Annotated in this window: 14 protein-coding genes and 3 pseudogenes; all 17 read right to left on the bottom strand. The window is 47.2% G+C overall.

What is annotated here, in order from left to right; all coding sequences use genetic code 11:
* Position 1: 1 nt before the first annotated feature.
* The 17 genes and pseudogenes from AC6I7A_RS07645 to AC6I7A_RS07565 all read right to left on the bottom strand — a co-directional run bounded on the left by AC6I7A_RS07645 (position 2) and on the right by AC6I7A_RS07565 (position 17,532).
* Positions 2 to 442: a DcrB-related protein gene (locus AC6I7A_RS07645; RefSeq protein ID WP_009090722.1), complete on the bottom strand. Its 441-nt coding sequence runs from the start codon at positions 440 to 442 to the stop codon at positions 2 to 4.
* 13 nt (positions 443 to 455) lie between these two features.
* Positions 456 to 1,304, bottom strand: a complete 849-nt coding sequence (locus tag AC6I7A_RS07640; RefSeq protein ID WP_058958482.1) for a hypothetical protein — start codon at positions 1,302 to 1,304, stop codon at positions 456 to 458.
* 70 nt (positions 1,305 to 1,374) lie between these two features.
* On the bottom strand, positions 1,375 to 2,085 hold the full coding sequence (locus AC6I7A_RS07635) for a hypothetical protein (protein ID WP_064484528.1): 711 nt from the start codon (positions 2,083 to 2,085) through the stop codon (positions 1,375 to 1,377).
* Positions 2,086 to 2,235: 150 nt separating this feature from the next.
* On the bottom strand, positions 2,236 to 2,598 hold the full coding sequence (locus AC6I7A_RS07630) for a hypothetical protein (RefSeq protein WP_058958483.1): 363 nt from the start codon (positions 2,596 to 2,598) through the stop codon (positions 2,236 to 2,238).
* Positions 2,599 to 2,930: 332 nt separating this feature from the next.
* A complete protein-coding gene (locus AC6I7A_RS07625) occupies positions 2,931 to 3,710 on the bottom strand; it encodes a hypothetical protein (RefSeq protein WP_498004687.1) in 780 nt (259 codons plus the stop codon).
* Between the two features lie 108 nt (positions 3,711 to 3,818).
* Entirely contained in the window at positions 3,819 to 5,750 is a 1,932-nt protein-coding gene (locus tag AC6I7A_RS07620; RefSeq protein WP_058958421.1) for a type VI secretion system Vgr family protein, read from the bottom strand.
* A gap of 739 nt (positions 5,751 to 6,489) precedes the next feature.
* Entirely contained in the window at positions 6,490 to 6,738 is a 249-nt protein-coding gene (locus AC6I7A_RS07615) for a DUF7660 family protein (RefSeq protein WP_058958422.1), read from the bottom strand.
* Positions 6,739 to 6,775: 37 nt separating this feature from the next.
* Positions 6,776 to 7,287 (bottom strand): annotated as a pseudogene (locus AC6I7A_RS07610) (RHS repeat-associated core domain-containing protein); the annotation flags it as partial.
* Between the two features lie 227 nt (positions 7,288 to 7,514).
* Complete coding sequence (locus AC6I7A_RS07605) at positions 7,515 to 7,907, bottom strand: Imm50 family immunity protein (RefSeq protein WP_072215531.1); 393 nt, start codon at positions 7,905 to 7,907, stop codon at positions 7,515 to 7,517.
* Between the two features lie 8 nt (positions 7,908 to 7,915).
* Positions 7,916 to 8,077: pseudogene (locus AC6I7A_RS07600) on the bottom strand (HNH/endonuclease VII fold putative polymorphic toxin); the annotation flags it as partial.
* A 155-nt stretch (positions 8,078 to 8,232) separates the two neighbouring features.
* Positions 8,233 to 8,728, bottom strand: a pseudogene (locus AC6I7A_RS07595) (RHS repeat-associated core domain-containing protein); the annotation flags it as partial.
* A 43-nt stretch (positions 8,729 to 8,771) separates the two neighbouring features.
* Positions 8,772 to 9,161, bottom strand: a complete 390-nt coding sequence (locus AC6I7A_RS07590) for an Imm50 family immunity protein (protein WP_498004685.1) — start codon at positions 9,159 to 9,161, stop codon at positions 8,772 to 8,774.
* Positions 9,162 to 9,170: 9 nt separating this feature from the next.
* Positions 9,171 to 13,187, bottom strand: coding sequence for an RHS repeat-associated core domain-containing protein (locus AC6I7A_RS07585; protein ID WP_058958425.1), 4,017 nt, complete (start codon positions 13,185 to 13,187; stop codon positions 9,171 to 9,173).
* A 330-nt stretch (positions 13,188 to 13,517) separates the two neighbouring features.
* Positions 13,518 to 14,174 carry an ankyrin repeat domain-containing protein gene (locus AC6I7A_RS07580; protein ID WP_058958426.1) on the bottom strand — a complete coding sequence of 219 codons (657 nt, stop codon included), beginning with the start codon at positions 14,172 to 14,174 and terminating at the stop codon, positions 13,518 to 13,520.
* Between the two features lie 223 nt (positions 14,175 to 14,397).
* The gene (locus AC6I7A_RS07575; protein WP_498004682.1) at positions 14,398 to 15,126 is read right to left on the bottom strand and encodes an ankyrin repeat domain-containing protein; all 729 of its coding nucleotides are present in this window, start codon (positions 15,124 to 15,126) and stop codon (positions 14,398 to 14,400) included.
* Complete coding sequence (locus AC6I7A_RS07570; protein ID WP_058958428.1) at positions 15,123 to 16,385, bottom strand: Tle-like phospholipase domain-containing protein; 1,263 nt, start codon at positions 16,383 to 16,385, stop codon at positions 15,123 to 15,125. The genes AC6I7A_RS07575 and AC6I7A_RS07570 overlap by 4 nt, the downstream gene beginning before the upstream one ends.
* Positions 16,378 to 17,532 carry a DUF2169 family type VI secretion system accessory protein gene (locus AC6I7A_RS07565; protein WP_058958429.1) on the bottom strand — a complete coding sequence of 385 codons (1,155 nt, stop codon included), beginning with the start codon at positions 17,530 to 17,532 and terminating at the stop codon, positions 16,378 to 16,380. Before AC6I7A_RS07565 ends, AC6I7A_RS07570 begins: the two co-directional genes overlap by 8 nt.
* Positions 17,533 to 17,534 lie beyond the last annotated feature (2 nt).

Raw genomic sequence — 17,534 nt, 5'->3', positions numbered from 1 at the left:
GTTAATCTTTCCGTGGCGTATTCAGACTCAGGCTTTGTTTGAAAGCCTGCCAGCGCTGACCGTCTTCCTCATTGAATGGACGCATCGCGGAGAGCGTAAAAATCATAAAGATGTTCGACTCAGGAACCTGTGCAGCCAGCTGTTTCTGCCACACCTGTTGTCCGTTACGGTCAAACAGGGTTTCAACTTCTGTCGCAGGTAAGGTGTTATTCACACCGGCCATCACAGGAACAAATTCACTCTGCTGAATGTGCCCCATCTGGCTGCGCAATGTGTCCCACTGACGCTGAAACTCTTTTTCTGCATCACTGCCTTCTGCAATAACACCACGACTCACCACCCACGCCAGTCCACTGGCCTCATCGCGCAGAATGTTCATGGTGGTGTCCTGCCAGGCAGCAGGAAAAAGCGCAAAAGCGCCCTCATTGAATTGGTAATGCATATCGGATGTCCGTCTATTCATTGTTTGTGGCAGGAGAATTCAGGTCGCGATAATCACCATCAACGTTATCGGCGTTAGTGAGTATCTGCGTATTATCACGCGCAACTTTAATATCAAAAAGTCGGTGCGAAATATCAGGGTCGCCACCGCAACTAATATCCCGATTATCTTCACGAACCGTGATGATAAAAAAGTTTTTCTCACGGCTTTCATCGAGATCGTAACGCAGACATTTATCATCGAGAGTGGTCAGGTGCCAGGTATGAATGGCTTCGGTGGCGATACCGATAGCCTGGTCAGGGCTGATTTCGCTTTGCTCTGCACCCGGGTCTGTTTTCAGCATGATGTCACTGACTTTTCCCTGAACGATATGGAACATCAACTGTTTTTTGCCCGACTGATAAACAAGCCAGTGCTGATTATCACTGTTATCTTCTTTTCCGGGTCCATAGGCTTGCTGAACCTTTTCCAGGCTGTCACCAACCATGATATTTCGGGCCGTCGGCACGCTGGCATTTTCCAAAAGAATCTCAGCCAGAATCGGGTGCATTCCCTTTCCTGCCGCCGTCGCGCTGAACAACTCAAACCCGTTATAGGTATGCTGGAAATATTTATATTGCTGATTATCAATCACTACCTCTCCAGCCAGATCGGAGCTCAGTGCCTCGCCTGCGCGTACGAAGCTTTCGTCACTCCAGGTATCACCGGGCGTGAAAACATAGTCATTAAGCAGAACCGAAAAATCACCCTCATTAAGAGCAGGAGCAAGCGACTCCGTGCCGGATTCAGCCCTGACAATGCAGGCTAAAAAGAGAAGAATAGGCACGATTATAAATCTGGTTAAAAAGCGATTCTCAATCATTATATTTTATCGTAGTGGATAATAAAAAATGAATTAATGTTCAGGCAGGGATTAAAGAGACCTTTAACTTTCACTCCCACTTACCACTTTGATCCACAAGTATTTTATCCCCTTGTGTTACTTTTAACGCAAGCGGATTAAATCTCACAACATAATCCACGCTGCCATTACTGAAAATCATCCCGTCAGCCCTGTCTGAGTTAACTGACTGCGTGGTTTTACCTGAGAGAGTGATTTGCTTTCCATCTTTATTTCTGAGGCCTGAGTATTTTACATTATCACATACGGTATAAAAATCTCCGCAACCGTTTAATAGCGTAACGGTAAATTCAGGTGTTGAAAAAACCTTTACATCCGGTTTTAACTCTCCATCATTAACTTCTTTATCGAGCGTGTAAGTTTCTGGAGCGTAGAAATCGCCACTCTCAGGCTCTTTAATTAACCTCCATAAAATTTTATTATTTTTAATTTCTAAACTTGCCTTACCCTTTACTCCACCAAAAGAAGAGTCAAAATCAACTAAAGCATTAGTTCCATTTGCAATGCCTTGAACATTCATTGCATCATCTTCAGGGCAATCTATTTTGTTACCGTTTCGGGTAACATAACAATACCTCCCTGTTATATTATTATGATCCTGCTTTAGCTTTAAAGTTAAAGTAGAAAAGAGTGATCCGTCATTATTTTTTTCTTGCCCACTCCATTGACCGGTAAAGCTATCAGAAGCAAACAAGGGCAATGAGGAGATTGACAGCAAAACCGCTAAACCCGCCTTAAGCATTCAATTAACCTTTACTTCGCAGGTCATTATTGACCCTGTTATTTCAGCTGTTGAGAACATTTCAATACCAACGCGGTTGTAAATGTCACCACAAATTTTCATCCATAATGCAGTGACTCTCATTACCATTTCGGTTAAAAAGTGCAATGCCTATTTTTGGGCATCATAATCAGGTGCGATACCATACTTTGTTTCAACCAGCCTGTCTTTTTTAACCCAGCCATCAACCTGATTCCCGTCATCAGAAACATACATTACACTGTAATATTCTCCATATTCAACATAAGCATATAACTCATTACCAGGAACAACAAAAACGTCTTTTTCTATACATTTTTCATTGGGAGCAGAATGAAAGTGCAACCTGCCTTTTCCGCCGACCTTATAGACATTATCGGTATTGTCAAAACGAACACCTCTATTGTTAGCTTCGTTGCTCAAAATGTGGCAGAACTCATTGGCAAATAGTGCCGGAGGACATAAAAAGGCAATCAACAATAGAAATTTAAACATATCCCCCCTGACATGCCTGATAAAACATCCATATCAAAATAATAAAATATAATTTTATCCTGTATGAAATGTCATGCATTGTTACTTTCAGTCATTTGAATTGAGCGTCATCATAATATGGCTGAATTTTTACTATCCAGCTGAAAAGAGATATGTCTTTCATCCACATCATAATTTAACCAGTGCTGATTATCACTGTCAACGACCGTACCCTGACCACATTTACTGACCAACACATTCTGACTATGATCGGGTCCAGCCTTGCTGAAAAATGATGGATAAAAATCACGAATAGTAGTGCAGAAGTCAGCAACCACTACGCGATAATACGTTTATTTGGGGTTACTCTCCCACTTCCCGTCCTCAGATAATACAATCTTATTATTAACAACAACAGTAAGATTGCTAATCACATTGTTGATAATATAGACCGCGTCATAATTTCGGAATTTATAAGCCAGCACAGGACAGGTTGCTTGACCACAATCACTTTTCGTGGCTTTCCCTTTTAATCTGACAATTGCCCCATCTGATTTCCTGACTCCCTCGTAACTAACATCATTACACTCCGTACCCTCAGCACAGAGCGACATTATTTTAATTCTGAACTTTGCGGTCTCGAAAAACTTCTCAACACTATTTTGAATTTCTTTTTGGACTTTATCGGGAGTAGTTGACTGATCTTTACCAAAACGTTTTGCCCAGTTCGCAATGTCTTCCTGCATTTTGCTATTTTTACGATCATTGCTTACATAATGTATTTTATTATCTTCAGGCAGAATCCATGCAGCATAGACTTTACCGTCAGGTTGTATCACAAAAGCCGATGCCTGAACCAGATAAAGATCTTTTAACCAGCCCTCGACAAATATTCCACCATTCACTGTTTTGTGGGGCTCGCCAAAAACATCAAAATTCCGGCTGAAGTCACTGTAATCATTACCCAAAATAACTTTTAAACTGGAAATAACTTTCTGATCGTTGAAGATAGTTGAAACACTACTAAGGCTATTATATTGAGCATAAGACGCCCGAGTATCCGATGCTGTAGCAATACCTGATGAGCCACATGCAAAAAGACCTAAAAAAAGCAATCTAATAAATAATTTCATTTATTTACCTGAAAGAATCTTAAAATTCGGTAACCTCCTGGTCATAGCGTCTGGCAGAGCCATCTGAGTAATACCTCTACCAGTAATATGAGCCCATTTTTCACCGTTCTACTTCGGCGGGAAAAGGTTTTCTACGGCCTGGCTGATGTTCTGTTTATGACCTGAACCCGGGGCGCTTGTGCCCGGTTTAGCGCCATCTGTGTTCAGATTCAGTTTGCCGCCGGATGTGGTGATATGCCCATCGCCCTGCACGAAAATATTGAATCCCTTGCCGACGATATTTATCTGGCCATTCGCGTTAAGTTCGATAGCGCTCTCTCCGCATTCCAAGCGAAGTTGAGTGCCCGATCCCACTACATAGGTATCGACTACCGCATCGAGTTTGCCCTTACCGGTCAGCTGCTCTTCGCCACCTTTTACACCGTGGACACGGTTCGTTTCGACACGGTAGAGCTCATTGCCACCTGCGTAATGGCTGTAATTATTAGCGACTGAATGGCTGGCGTCATTTTTAACATGGGTATCCATGTTCTTCTGCGCCTGGATCCAGAGGTGCTCCTCACCCGCCTTGTCCTCAAACCTCAGCGCGTTCGCGGTGTCCGCCGTGCCATCCTTCGACCGGCTCAGGAACCCCATCTGCGTCGCCGCCGCCGGCAGCGCCCACGGCGGCATGCTTGCTTCGTTATACACGCGCCCGATGATCAGCGGACGGTCCGGGTCGCCGTTGATGAAGTCCACCACCACCTCGTCGTTCACGCGCGGGATCTGCACCCCGCCGAACCCCTGGCCCGCCCAGGCGCTGGAGACGCGCACCCAGCAGGAGCTGGTGTCGTCACCCTTTGCCAGACGGTCCCAGTGAAACTTCACCTTCACCCGCCCGTAGCGGTCCGTCCAGATAGACTCCCCCTTCGGCCCCACCACCTTCGCCGTCTGCGGGCCGTGCGTCTTCGGCCACGGCGTCTCCGGCGGCGTGCGCCACGTCACCGATGACGGCAGCACCGTGAAGTCAATGTTGTGGCGGCTCTCCCCGCCGTCGCCGCTGGCGTAGGGGTTCTCGGCGAAGTCATAGGTCGCCGAGGTCACCAGGTATTCGCCGTTGTCGCTGAAGTGCGGCGCGTTGAGCACCGAGAAGGTGTACCCCGGCGCGATGCCGGTGGCCGTGCCCGACCCGCTGACGCGGTGGTGCTCCGCCTGCCACACCTCCTGGCGGATGCGCGCGTAGGACTCGCCGTGGCTGTGGTCCACAAAGTGTCCCGGCCAGTCGTAGACGTCCACCGCGCCCGGCACCGGCGACGCCGGGTTCTGCCGCGCCTGCAGCATCCACGCGTTCGGCTTGCGGAAGTCGTAGTCGTCGGTGCTGTACATCCCCGGCGTCACGCTCTCCGACAGCGACCACTGGCTGATGCCCTCCTCCGTCACCACGCCCCCCGACGGCGTGACGTGATAGGCGATGGTCCCGTAGCCCGGAAACGCCTGGTGCTGGTCCGGCGCGTCGCACAGCACCAGCGTGTGTTTGTCCGCCTCGTGGCGGAAGAAGTAGTACATCCCCTCCAGCTCCATCAGGCGGCTGATGAAGTCCAGGCTGCTCTCCTGATACTGCACGCAGTACTCCCACACCCGGTAGCTGCCCGCCAGGCGCGTCTCGACGCTCACCCCGTACTCCTTCAGCAGCGTCTGCACTATCTGCGGCACCGTCTGGCTCTGGAAGATGCGCAGGTTGCGGTCCCGCTTCATCGGCCACAGGTCCGGCTCCACCGTGAGTTCATAGCACGCGTAGCGCGTGCCGTTCAGCTCCTGGCTGCGCACCGCCACCCGGGTGATTTTACCGTTGAGGTAGCGCGGGCTCAGCGCGCTCATCAGGCCGTCGGTGGGCAGCGTGAACGTCACCGGCTGGCCCAGCAGGGCGTGGCGGTCGATGCGCGCGTCGGTGGAGAGCAGCTCGGCGGTGAGCACAAACGGGTGCGACAGCGCCTCGGTGCCCTTCAGCGTGTGGAACAGCAGGCCGTCCGCCGGCAGCTGTGCGGTAATACGTGAGTACATAGTCTTTTTTCCGTACAGACAAAACTGACGATAGGGCAAGTCAGCAAGGTGGATGGGTTCTGAATTAATGGTCAGGACGCGCGTCGGTGCTGAACAACTCAATGGCGCCGGTAAGTTGCTCGCGACAGCTGAGTTTCCAGAACCGCAGTCTACCGACCGGCAGAAGGATAGTGATACGATAAATACATAGTGATTATCCGGACTGACGGGCATCGGTGAATTAAGCGGCTATTGCTGCAGGTCAGATAAGCGTCTTTTACTGTTCCAGTGCATCATATGGCGAGTTGAGTTCCCACTGACGCTGTTCCGGTTGTACTCTTTCAGATAAGTGTATCGTGAGAACACGGCGTCACCGGAATTGTGCGTTTCAGGGTTAATACATCCGCAAAAATAGCCTTATCCGATGGCTTACCATAAAGACGTTAGAAAAACGCTGCTGAATCTGTTAGTGAGAGAAACCCGAAGTAACAGGAAAATCATACCCCATATTAATACTCATAGCCTGTTTCCCTTCGTGATCTAATTCGTGAGCCAGATCCCATAATAAATCAATAAGAAGAATTTCAGGTGCTGATCCCCAAGATCTCAGCGTGGCCCATCTGCACGAGAAAGTTGTCCTTTATGCGCAGCAGAGACGGGATGCCAGACAAAACCGGGAACAGCTCGAGACGTTGCTGGCCCCGGTCGGCGGCTGAAGGTTAAAAGCCGAAATGATAGTTGAGATCGCTTGCGGCTATTATTATTCGTAGACTTTTGCAGCCATTAAAATATCTGCAAAAACTTTCCAATTTGTATCATTTGGCAACGGCTGGTTCGTATTTTCATAGTACCCATCCATATCCTCTATCCATGAGGCTATAGCTTCAAGATAAGAGATGAGATCTTTATTTTCCCATTCATCAGGGTTGTCTTTAAGATCTTTAGCCAGAGCTACTATAAATTTAACAAGCCCATCTCTACTGCTAACTGGTAATAGATCATCTAACATTTTACCCACCTATAACTCTTTTGATACCATCACCCATTTAAGGATGATAATTTTTTCCATCTGTTTTCGTGGTCATTTTCCACATTTGGCCAGCAATTTCCTTCTGCGGGGCCCACTGCACCGGTATTTCTTTCAGCCCTGACAGTCTTAATGCAGCCAGTCTCCTGTGGTCCAGAGTCCATAATTTTCCGCTTGAGTCTTTCCAAATTTTAATTGCCGGTAAATCAGTGGGCTTAAGAGTACCGTTTTTAGAGCAGATGCGTTATTGAGAACGGTATACTCGCCAGTTTGATTCTTAATTGAACTTTGCATGAAATGGATATCGTCAGGGTTCTTTGTAAAGCTCTCACACTTAGTCAGCCCCAGCGGATCCACCCAGCTCAGCGGATTCGGCGCATACTGATAAAGGTTAACCCCACCAGCAAGCCCTATTGGATCCTGGCTCACAAACCTGCCCGCATCCGGATCATAATAGCGAAACCGCTTATAGTGCATACCTGTTTCCGCATCGAAATACTGACCCTGATAGCACAGCGGTTGGCAGACCAACTCAGCATGGCGTTCCTGCATGCTCCACCCACACCTGGAACAGTGAAAGCGGGAAATGTAACAGGCTCTGCAGCAGTGCCCTAGTCTTACTGGCTGAGACCAGCCGCTAAAATAAAGCCGGAAGAAACGAGTGGATCGCTTCCGGCTTTATTTCACATCTCCCATCTCGTATTGGATGCAGTCATCACTTAATATGGATAATTTTAACCCACCCTATATTAATTCTATCATTTCAAGTAAGCTGATATTGAATCCACATCTACGAAACCAGACTCCAGGTTTATTTCAAAATCATTATTTTTTGCACTTAATGATATTAATTCATTTATTTTAGAAACCATTAAATCCATAGAATAATTCGTATAAACCCAGCCAGACATATTTATTGACTTCACCTCTGAAAAGGAAAGAACAATCTGAACAGTGTTAAACTTTTGAACCTCCCACTTTTTTGGTGGCTTTACTGGGTATTCATTTAAGTTTAGTTTAATAGATACGGTCGGGCCATCCCTGTTAAAAAGAATACTATAAACCTCAACATTTTCTAATGAAGGCGTACAATCTCCATATATTGCTTTTATGGGTTGTGAGTTGACAATAAATTCTATCCAGTTAGTCATACTTTTCCCTAAGAAGGATAATGTCCGAGGGTACCTGAAACTTTGCCATTACGAGTATCGTTGACAGGTCGAATGTTTAGATGTGGCCCTTGGTTACCAGGAGTTTCCTCGGGGCCATAGATATGTCCAGGCCAGTGATTCTGAATAACCCCATCATCTTTCCCATATCTATTAAATGTATATTATCTTGTTTTTATAGGCTGATAATCTTCACCGAGTCTATTATGGCCGTCTCTATCCGTAAAGTTTACCTTTTCAACTATTGTTGGCGCTTTATTCATAGAAACCCAGCATCCCTTTTCGCTGCTCTGAAAGCTGCATTTCGCGAGGGAAATTTTTCATCTTTTTGTTCTGGTTTACAATTACTCAACCCTAATGGGTCAATCCAGCGCAGCGGATTTGGCGCATACTGATAAAGGTTAACCCCACCAGCAAGCCCTATCGGATCCTGGCTCACAAACCTGCCCGCATCCGGATCATAATAGCGAAAGCGGTTATAGTGCAAACCTGTTTCCGCATCGAAATAGTGACCCTAATAGCGCAGCGGCCGATAAATCGGCTCGGCACTCTCCACTGCCGCCTGCTCTGTGCGCAGCGTATTACCCAGGCACGATAGACGGCACGCAAGACCACACTGCCATCAGTTCCGGTAAGCTCCCGTGGAAGATCTGACACATCGTTCTGATATCAGTTAAGTTAACCTGAGCGTCATACTAAGTCTCTCCCTGCTGCAGATTTAGCTGCGCCAGCGGTGCAAAGCTGTTATCTTCGTAAACCCAGAGGTGCTGGCGCAAGCCTCTCACCTCACTAATTATTATATTTATACATAATAACCAAATTATGTCATTCCTATTTAAAGCCAAATCAATCCCATCTTATATCAGTATACGGGCTAATATTTTCGATTGTTAGAAACTCCGATTCACAAAAGATAGAGCCCATCTCACTTTTTATGCTAATTGTAGATTTACCTTGAGAGCTAAAAATTTCCGGATTGCATATAAAATTAATCTTGCAGCAATTAGTATTAAAGTTCTTTATCCCATCAAAACCCAGAACAACATTCATCGCATTATATCCTTTACCATCCCATTTCTTAGGATGTTTTTCAGGGATACCTTTAATGCTGAACAAGAATCTGATGGATGATGTTTCATGAAAGTAGAATCCATTTAATTGAGCTTCTTTTAATTCAAAAACATCACCAAACATATGAGTTATTTTTTCTTTATGCAAAGCACATTCAAACCACATATCGACTCCTTACGGAAAATTATAATGACCGTGAGTTCCAGTAACACTACCAGTATCTAAAACTTTCCCAGTAATTGGTTCGACTGGTCTTACGTTAAAATGTGGCTCAGCACCATGTAAAGGAGTTGCTTTAGCATGTCCTAAACTGTGCTCCTGAATTACCACAGTCGAACCATTTCCGTCTTTAAAATGATATTGTCGAGTCTCAAGAGGGATACCATTTTTATCTCTCATATAATCACCATAACCATCACCTAATTTAGCCCTGCTCACTTCAAAAGGCTGCTGGTTATTTGGCACACCCGCATCACGTTTAGCCTGCCTGAATGCATCTCGACGACTAACACCTTCATAAGTTGTTTTCTTATTGGGTTTACACTTACTCAACCCTAAAGGGTCGATCCAGCCTAATGGATTCGGCGCATACTGATAAAGGTTAACCCCACCAGCAAGCCCTATCGGATCCTGGCTCACAAACCTGCCCGCATCCGGATCATAATAGCGAAAGCGGTTATAGTGCAAACCTGTTTCCGCATCGAAATACTGACCCTGATAGCGCAGTGGCTGATAAACCGGCTCGGCACTCTCTACTGCGACCTGCTCTGTGCGCAGTGTATTACCCCAGGCACGATAGACGGCGCGCCAGACCACACTGCCATCAGTACCGGTCAGCTCCCGTGGCAGACCAGACACATCGTTGTGATACCAGTTAACCTGAGCTTCATGCTCCGTTTGACCCTGCTGCAGACTGATCTGCGCCAGGGGAGCAAAGCTGTTCTCTTCGTAAATCCAGAGGTGCTGTCGGGACCCTCTCACCTCACTCAGCAGGCGATTGCCTTCCCAGATAAAGCGCGTGATACCAAAAGCATCGCGTTTCCAGCTTCGGCGGCCAAATGCATCATAGCCGTAGGTAGTTCGCTGCTCGGTCCCGTTTCGGGTGCTCACCGATTCGGTCAGCTGGTGTTCAGCGTTCCAGATAAACTGCTGATCTGTGTGTCGGCCACTCTGTTTGCGCGTCACATTGCCGAAACAGTCATAGGTCCAGCGTTTATCTTCATAAACCCTGAGTCGGTTATCCTGCAGGGGCTGCGCCTGGGCCTCGCTCAGCAGATTGTGCGCCGGGTCAAAGGCAAAATACTCATCACGCGCCCGCGTCATACGTCCCAGTGCGTCATATTCGTAACGATAATCGCCCGTGTATTTATCTGTCATCTGCGTCAGCTGTCCATCGCGCCGCCAGACATACTCGCGTGCCACCGCTGACTGAGCGCCACGGCCCGCACGCTGGCTTATCAGCCGTCCCATCTCGTCGTGCAGATATTCACTGGTGATTGCGCCCTGGGTACGTCGCACTTCCCGGTGCAGGACGTCACGTTCGCTTTCGCTGATGACCCGGTTACCAAAGTTAACCTGGACCCGATGCCCGCTGCCGTAATAAAACTGCTTCAGTTCCCGGCCATCCGGCAAGGTGGTATGCGTCCGGTTACCCAGCTCATCATAGCTGTGGCGCAGTTCGTAACGGTGCCCCCTAACCAGCGTCCGCTCAGCAAGTAACTGACCTGCATCGTCCCATTCCAGCTCAGAGCGACCGCCGTGATTTACCCCTGCAGTCAGGCGACCCAGCGCATCATAACGATAGCGGGTACGTTGCCATACTGCATCGCCTCCGCGCGACACCATTTTTTCCAGCAATCGCCCGGCCGTGTCACGCTGATAGCGTGACTGGATTACCGGCCCGCTGCCATCGCCTTCTTCAATGCGAGCCAGCAGCCAGCCACTCTCATCATATTCATATCGCGTTTTACACCCATCAAACCCGCGCTCCTCTATCCGGTTATCCCGGGCATCGTAGCAAAAGGCATAACGTGCGCCATTTTCATTAGTCAGTGCGGTCAGGCGACGGGCCAGATCATATTCGTAGCCAATGCTGTGGCCGAGTGCATCAGTTCTCGATAACGGCACGCCATCCGCTGCCAGTGTCCAGCGTGTAACCTGCCCCTGAGGATCCTGCCAGGCAACCAGACGTTTCCAGCGATCAAACTCAAAACTCTCTGATCCACCATCGGCATGCACTATCTGCTGAGGCAGCCCATTCCACCGGTTAAAAAACTGCGTCAGGCAGCCTGCTGCATCAGTCTGCTGCTTCATCCAGCCATATTTATCATAATCGAAGGTGGTGGTTCGGCCGGAGCAGTCGGTATGACTGATAAGGAAGTTGGCCTGGTTCCAGCATAACGTTTGTACGCCCGCTGCAGCATCACGTACCCTGACCAGATTGCCGCGATCGTCATGGTTATATTCTGTAATGCGCCCTATCTCATCCGAGAAGCGGATTAAGTTTCCTGCGGTGTCGTAACTAAATTCCCGGGTGCCACCCAGCATGTTGGTCACACGAACCGGCATATTCCAGCGTTCGTGATAGTCAAAACGTGTAGTCTGACCGTCTGGCTCAATGATGGCCGTACAGTTGCCACGTTCATCATAGCGGTAACGCGTTACCCGGCCGCACTGATCGGTGAGCTCTGTCATCTGACCGCGAACATTCCGTCTGATACGAATATAGCCTTCCATCGCATCCTGATAGCCGATCAGTTCCTGGTTGTCGTCAAAGTCGTAACGCGTTACGCGTCCCAGGGTATCCGTGACCGTTGTGGACTGATGGCCATACTCAAAACGCCATTCCCCGCCGAGGCTGTCACGATGTGCCAGGACCTTTCCTTCAGGAGCATAGGTGTCGTAATGATAAAAACACTCCATCTCGCCCGCGCGACGATGCGCCACCATAATATGGTTGCGGTAGCGGAATTCACGCAACACCTCGTTGAGCTCGTTACGCACAGCAATAAGATCACCCTGCGTCGAATAATCGTAGCGGCACAGAATTTCAGCATTCAGAGGGTCAGACGGATAACAGACGCTGACGCTGGTGATACGGATTAAGGGGATACCCGTATCCGATGAAAATGTTGAAAAGGTGATATTAAATCGACGGCCAGCGCTATCCTCAATCTGTACAGGCAGATTCCGGGTATCGTAACGCAGTGTCAGGCGGTTGCCGTGACGGTCGCTGATGGCTGATAACAGCCAGCGGTCAGATTCAGCTTTATGCGTAAAGTGCCAATGCTGACTTTCATCCGCGTCTGAAATGCAGAATTCCTCTGCCTGCGGTTGTGAGAGAGAGAGCTGTTCATAGCGATGAAGTTGTGGCCTGCGTCCTGCCTCAGGATAAGGAAACTCTATTTCGCGCCCCTGCTCATCGATCAATATCAGCAAATGATTTTTTCTGCGTACTTCCTGTGAGATGGGCAGAGACCAGCCCTGCCCCAGCCAGCCATTACCCGTTTCGTCAGAAAAATAGTAGCGTTGCCAGTTGAGGGGGACCGAGGCCGGGAAAGAGAAATCATTGTCTTCAGGGCCGAACAGCAGCTTGATACCCAGCAGAGGGTTAACCGGACTACCTACCGCCATTTCCACCTGCGGCAGGGGTCTTGCCGGAATTTTACACGGTTCAGTCTTTTTCTGAGCATGGCCTTTATCGCTGCCCCCTTTTTCACTGCCCGCTTTCTTGGCACTGATAACTTCATCAGCCTCTTTTTTAGCGGCTTTAGCTTCGGCTTTAGCGGCGGTCGTTTCAGCTTTGGCTGCGGCTTTTTCTGCCAGCTCAGCACCTTCTTTTGCAATACCCTTGCCCGCTTTCGCGGCTTCGACTGCTTTACCTGCCTTTGCGGCCAGTTTCCCCGCTTTAAACGCAGCGCCCCCGCCGGGTACAAAGTTAGCTGCCGCCGAAGCAGCTGAAAGTGCTGCGTTACCATAATCGCCTTCTGCGGTGTAAATTGCCGCGTTCGCGCCGTCGGCAACGGCGCCAACAACCGGTACGGCACCTAAAACATCCAGGCCGGTATGCACCCAGTCGCCATAATTGCTCCACCAGCTTTTCTTTTTCGGCGGGTTGGCACTGCCCGCCGCCACATGGCCTTGTGGCGCAGGCGCATATTGTAATTTACCAATCGTATTTCCGGTTGCCATTGGAGCTCCGTGCGAACATTTACAGGATGAAGAATAAAGCTATTGATAAAACGAATTTACCAGGGAATAAGAGGTCACATCAGGCGGCGCGATAATAGGAAAAGCCAGCCCGGTCTGCTTTTGATCATTGCGGGAATGGGATCAAAAATAATGTGCAGTAATCAGAGCTTGTCACAAAGGCTACCCGATGCAGAATCAAGGAACTTATCCCGAATAATGACAAGAACTCTGTTTTTATGGTTTAAGCATAGCGGTACAGGACAGGCTGACACTAATATTGCCTGGCGAATTACATACAACTACCCCATACCACTCAGCCTGGACTAAACCCTATCGATTTCCTTGTGCCAGCGCTTTTATCTCATTCAGCTTATCAATAGCTTTTACATTATCTTTATTTGTGTTACTAATAATTTTATCCAAAAACTGATTAAAAGTTACATTATTAACATCAGTAATATTTGCATCTGCGCCATGATTGAGAAGGTATTCAACCTGATCATATTGTTGACCATACAGACCTTGAAAAATTGCCGTTTGACCTAAGCTATCTTTTGCATTGACATCAGTACCAATCTCTACAAGATATTTCAGAGTCGGGAAGGATCTTTCATTGGTTGCATAAAATATTATCGGCGTGCTTTCAAATCTCGCATTTTTATCCATCCCGCCTTTAATTAAGGCTTTAAAAAACACAGGGTCTGCGTATCCCGCTGTATTAGTTGCCACAGATCCCATATCAACTACGTATTGAAGAGGATTAGCGCCATGTTTTACTAAAACACTCAATATATTGATTCTGTTAACTTCCTTTTTTGATGCCTCACTGAGGGCATAATACAAAAGCGTTAAATCCTTTTCGCCAGGTTTGTTAAGATCGGTTTGCGTTGATAATTTTTCCACCTCATCAATGTTGCCCTCTTCGATTGCCTGAGCCAGTTGTAACTGACTTCCTGGAAAAAATTCTTCCGGATGGATTGTATTCATATTACAAGCCTGAAGAGTTAACAAATAAAATGAAAAAACCATTCGCCTGACAAGGCTCAAGCTTTACCTCCAGCGATTCGATGCAGATTCAAAAAACTTATTACGAATAGTGACAGGGACTCTTTTTTGTGGTCTGACCCTCGTGTTATAGGTCAGGCTAGGACGCAAATCATCTGACGATTTGCGTGCAACTAACCCATACAACACAGCCTCTTCCAAAACCCTATTGGTTTGCTTGTGCCAGCGCTTTTATCTCTTTCAGCTTATCAATAGCTTTCACGTTTTCTTTATTAGTATTGTTGATGGATCTATCCAATAATTGATTGAATGTCACCTTATTAACATTAGTCACATTTGCATCGGCACCATGATTAAGAAGGTACTCAACCTGATCATATTGCTCACCATATATCCCTTCAAAAATTGCTGTTTGTCCAAGACCATCTCTGGCATTGACGTCAGTACCAATTTCTACAAGATATTTTAAAGTTGGAAAAGCCCGCTCATTGGTTGCATAAAATATTATCGGCGTGCTTTTAAATCTCGCATTTTTATCCATTCCTCCTTTAATCAATGCCTTGATAAAAACTGGGTCTGCATATCCCGCTGTATTAGTTGCCACAGATCCCATATCGGCAACGTATTGAAGAGGATCGGCGCCATGCTTCACTAAAGCACTCATTACATTGAGTCTGTTAATGTCCTTTTTTTGAGCTTCACTGAGGGCATAATACAAAATCGTCAAACCCTTCTCGCCAGGCTTATTAAGATCAGTCTGCGTTGATAATTTCTCTACCTCATTAACATTACCATCTTCAATTGCCTGCGCCAGTTGTAACTGACTTCCTGAGAAGTATTCTTCCGGATGGATTTTCTTCATATCATTACAAGCCTGTAAAGTTAAAAATGAAAATAAAAAAGGCAAAAAAATAATCTTTCTTAAAATGTTCAAAATTTCCCTCCGGTAATTGTTGCTATATCATGGTCCTTTTCTAACTCCAGACAATGTATCACCTGCTCCATACCATGCAAAGTGACAGGATTGCCCTCACCGCCGGATAAATTGTGTCTGACACCTACGGAGTCAGGTGCCTTCCCTGCAATATATGCCTTTAATACAGCTAGTCCAGGCCCATACTTCAATCCAAACTCCAGCAACCTTCCAGGGTTAACCTCCTGCACATCGGTCAATATCTCTCCTTCCACTCTGAATGCATCGATATTTTTTGGATCTCCGGAACCCGATGAGCCGGAATATCGTGATACAGTATTCTTGTTTAATCCCGCAGCATTAAATGTCCACCCTTTAATATTTCCCGCTTCTGCTGCCGAAGACGCTAATCCACCACCGAGAGAATGACCGACCACATCAACATTATCAACTGCAGGTAAACTCTTACCTATTATAACCGCTTGTTTATAATAGTCAGAGTCTTTGTCAACTCCCTGATTGATATTTGCCGTCCAGTCTTCAATCTCAGTTTTTCTTGTGCCGCGAAAAACGACAGATATTTTCATATCATCGCCAAATATAGCCGGATCCGGCGCATAAACTCTGGCTCTGAACCCAGGAGCTCCGTCAGCAATAAGATTTTCAGGTTTCAGATTTATCTTCTTTAATGCCTCTGCATCATTACTTATATCAGTCCATCCTTCAGGCATACCGGGGGTTGGTTCCGATGGTTCCCCTCCGTCATAGATTACTGAGGCTAAACGAGCTTTTTCAACGGCGGTGTTATCCAGTTCAAGACGATTTGCTGCAACCTGTACATCCTTGTCGCCACTGCTCTTTCCTAGTTCAATTAAATGTTTACGATATTTCCATCGTTCACTTTTGGACATGCCTAGCATGCCTGGCAAGAAACTGCCATTCATGAAAAACATATCCTGAACTCTGATAATTCTGAAACCACCTATATTGGTATCAGGACTGTGTTCAATCGGCCAGCAATTCCCCTCTACCGTTCCGCTGGTAACACCCTTGTTCGTTCCTGCTGCATCTCCTATCGTTTTGGGCACAAAACTTTGATTGAATACAAAGGCAGGATGGCCATTGAATTTGACAGAATTAATTGTAGATGCAGATGAGTCAAGCGTGGTCTGTACGGGATAGGGAACCGGAGATTGCGATCCCGGCGTAAAACAAAGGTCAGGTGCCATACCAACTACTTTGTATGCACCATCTTTACGGGCAGCGTAATTTTCAGCCATTCGTTTTCACCTGCTGTAATTTCGCCAACAGGCTTGGTGGTAACGGCACAAACTGTGGTTCATCAGAATGACTATTAAGGCGTGCCGCAAGGTCCAGCTGTTGCTGGCGTTGTTCCGCTTTGATGAAACGCAGTTCGGTCATGACCGGCTCCATAAGTTCCGAAATTACAGAACGATAGCTACAATGTACTTTTCGCTCATTCAGGTCTATAACCAGCGTATCAAGGACCATATCTTTTGCCACTCCAGCCCCTTTCTCCGTGGTAATAAATACAAAAAGTGACTCCACGGGGACCTGCAAATGAATTTGCTGATTCTCAATCTCACGGGATGAAATAAAATAACGCAGCGTTACAGGCACACTTTTGAGTGGTTCCGGCAAGGGAAATTGCATTAAGGGATGCGCGCCATTCCAGTAAGCAAAGTTAAAATCCTGTGGCAGCAAAGGATGACGGTCTTTTCGCCATTTTTCATCGTAGCGTCCTGCCAGTTCAATCCTTCCTTGCCAGCCCCGGCCAAAAAAGCCAAAACCCGCAGGTGATGACTGTTGATCAATTTTTTGTATTGGCTGCGTTGGCCACTCGATCTGTGGGGCTGTCAGGCGCTGGACTTTCAGGTTTTTCAGTACTTCGGGAGGATACCATCCCATCCCAACACTGTTTACCGGAGAGGCAATAATTTTTTCACCTTCTGAAGAGTAGAATCCCCCCGCGGCGTATTCATAGCGAAGATCCAGCGATGTTAGCGGTTGAGATTCACTTAGATGCCAGGTGGCAATCATCTTTCGCCATTCACGCGGCCCATTAATTTTAATGAGACGGGTAAAATCTCCCACCTGAACGCCAGCGGTAAAACTTTTTACCGGCTTATCTTCAGGTGCCCAGGCCGTCGCATTAATGACCACATCCATACGTGGTTTATAGGGGGCCAAATCGCTTTCGAATCGGACACTGCTCCGGCCCTGCTCAGCGAAATAGCTGTCCTGCTCAACCAGCTCACCCTGATCCTCACAGAAAACCAGTTCACCACTTTTGATATCCAGATCATAGCTAAGACGGGCAACGACTGTTGAAAAGCCATGATCGTGTTGATCCAGGGAATCAAAGAGTAATGCCGGAAAGGCAGTTAAATTGACAAAATTTTCCATAA

The organism is Type-F symbiont of Plautia stali, from assembly GCF_059731105.1.
This window is presented reverse-complemented; position numbering and strand designations above follow the sequence as displayed.